The sequence below is a fragment of the Methanofastidiosum sp. genome, assembly GCA_013178285.1.
GTDB lineage: Archaea > Methanobacteriota_B > Thermococci > Methanofastidiosales > Methanofastidiosaceae > Methanofastidiosum.
Window position 1 is genome coordinate 1 of sequence record JABLXD010000087.1, and the last position, 2,727, is coordinate 2,727.

Below are 2,727 nucleotides of genomic sequence, written 5' to 3' on the forward strand. Positions count from 1 at the left end.
TGCCCCGAGATTTGTAGATGACTGGATATTAACTACTTTGCATAACATAGGTTGCATAGCATGCCCAAGGATTCGTTGATTTGCAAACTTGGTCGTTTCAATCTAACTTTATCTCGTGGGATGTTGACGTTGTTTCAGTCGATGGGCACGCTATACACCCTCCACCGTTATGCGCAAGGGTTGAAGAAAATTTTAGAAGAGAAAACAAATAAATAATGTGCGTGATAAATCTAATCTAAATGATAATCAAATGAAAAGGGAAGAAATCTTATTTTCCAATGACAATGTATTGAAAGTCTTTATACTTGTAATCTCATTTTCACTGTTCGGATATCTAATTATTAATTCACTTTTAGACTGGAATATTATAGATTTTATAATCAACTTATTAATAAGTCTAACGTTTCCTCTGGCGAAACTTATGAAAGTAAATTTGAATAAGAGCAATCTTAAGATAATCTTATTTGTTATTATTTCATTGACATTTTTGAATATAATCTTACACTTTATTACTTATGCAAACACACTTAATCAGTTTTACATAATTGCTCATATTTCTTTGATTGTAACTCTGATGTTTAATATTTTTTTAAATCAAAAGTATGATAAGAATGTAAATTACTTTTCTACTTATTTAGTAATAACCTTAATTTTGATTGGACTTTCAAGTTATTCTCATAGAAATTTTTATAGACCATTTAAGTGGGTTAAAGATTGCTCAATTGGTTTTCATTTGACTAATAATGAAGAGGTGTCGAATGAAAAAGTAATGGATTTTTGCAGGTGTAGATATGAAATCTTTTTAAAAAAATATCAAGAAATAAATAAATTTCCGAATGAATGTAGTTATACAAAACAAGACATTTATGATATGTACTATTGTATGATTAATGAATTGCTTGATGATTCTGTTAGAAATTATCACCTTGAAAAGATTGAAATTTATGTAGATGAATACTCTCAGGAACTTAAAGAGAAATGCAACTAGCACTTAAAGATTTGGAACAAACAATAAACCCCAGCGCATAACAAGGGTTTGGTACAATGCAGGCTATCAGCGGATTAGGAAACTTTAGCGTTTCAATCCAGCTTCTCTCATCTGGACGATGACGATGTTTCAATCGCCTGCACTCTACCAACCCCCAGCCGTTAGCACACATTATTTGCGCCAACACTGAAATAGAAACCAAGATGAAACTAAAGTTTTTTATAATTATAATCCTGTTTTCAATGCAAACTCTGTTTTTCATTAAAACATATATAGTACAGAAAACAAATAGGTTTTAAACTTTTGAATCTAGTAGTTTCTAAAATTAAATAATTGGGATCATGACTTATAAAAGTAATTTTTTCTATGCCTTATTCATTCTACTTTGTATTATGCTTGGATGTTCTAAGAATGATACTGTACCGTCAGTTAGCCCCAATATCAATCAAATATATTTTGCTGGAGGAATAAATACGGCATATCTATTCAAAGAAAATGAAATAGTTGTTATCGCAGATAATTACTTATTTTATACAAATAACTTATTTCAGAAATTGGACCGTTACCCAGTTGGTCATATAAATGAGACATTAACACCAACAATAACAGAACAATATATAATATTTCAGAATATATATTATTCCTTAAGTGTTCAAATGCTCAACAGACAAGGATCCGTTTCTACTATTGATATTGAGAAAAGTAACAGTTGGTATAGTTCGAATCCATCGGCAAGCAATCCCGGGATTTTAAGAGATGGAGCATTTCTAAATGAAGAAATAGGGTGGATCTTAAATAATAAGGACGATGGTAAATTAGTACTTGAAAAATATGCTGATAATAAATCACAGGAAATATTTCAATTCCAGTTCAACGATGGCAGAATAAGATTTTACGATAATTTATTTGGCTACATTTTTTTGCCTTATAGGTACTTTAGTTCATACTACGTATCTCCAGGTAATGTATACATGGCAACAACTTCAGATGGTGGATTGAGTTGGACCGAACCAAGGTTGATTGGAGTTGATATTAATATTTGGGACATTCAAATGCTTTCAAAAAACACCTTGATAATAAAACAAAAGTACGATGGCAATGATTTCCTTTTTACAAAGGATGGAGGGTTAACCTGGTCTAAAGTAATTATTCCTAGCGGATACACACTTGAGCAGATCATATCTTGCGATCTTGCTATAATAAAAAAGGATGGCTATTTTAGCATTTATGATGCAAAAAGTAGCATAATTCTAAGTAATATAACTTCCCCCATAGTGAACCTAATTTGGACTGCAAAGGTTTGTTTTATCTCAGCAGATACAGGAATTATTTATACTGAGTCAGAAATGTATATCACTTATGATAAAGGACAAAATTGGAAAAAACTGATAAAATTTGATTAATTATGAGTATCATTTACTAATTTAGAAAGTTAAAATAACGTGTGCTAACAAGGGTTTGGTACAATGCAGGCTATCAGCGGATTATGCAACTTTTCCGTTTCAATTCAGCTTCACACTTTTGGACGATGACAATGTTTCAATCGCCTGCACTCTACCAACCCCCAGCCGTTAACGGCAATTATTTAATTTTACACTTAATATGAGAAATTTTCTATTTTTAATTCTGTCAATTAGTTTAGTGAAAATATCGTTTGGACAGGATAAACCTGAGCTTATACCAGATAAGATAGAGATAGAATATGGACAATGCGATAGTAATTCTGTTTATATTTTAGA

At 31.0% G+C, this 2,727-nt stretch carries 2 protein-coding genes; both read left to right on the forward strand.

The window, feature by feature from the left end; translation table 11 throughout:
* Positions 1-421: 421 nt before the first annotated feature.
* Entirely contained in the window at positions 422-988 is a 567-nt protein-coding gene (locus HPY60_11780) for a hypothetical protein (protein NPV51855.1), read from the forward strand.
* A gap of 392 nt (positions 989-1,380) precedes the next feature.
* Positions 1,381-2,391, forward strand: a complete 1,011-nt coding sequence (locus HPY60_11785; protein NPV51856.1) for an exo-alpha-sialidase — start codon at positions 1,381-1,383, stop codon at positions 2,389-2,391.
* The last annotated feature ends 336 nt before the right edge of the window (positions 2,392-2,727 follow it).

Bases quoted from the DNA above. Each gene is read 5' to 3' on its own strand.
- HPY60_11785 (NPV51856.1), top strand. From the start codon at position 1,381: ATGCTTGGATGTTCTAAGAATGATACTGTACCGTCAGTTAGCCCCAAT.
- HPY60_11780 (NPV51855.1), top strand. From the start codon at position 422: ATGAAAGTAAATTTGAATAAGAGCAATCTTAAGATAATCTTATTTGTT.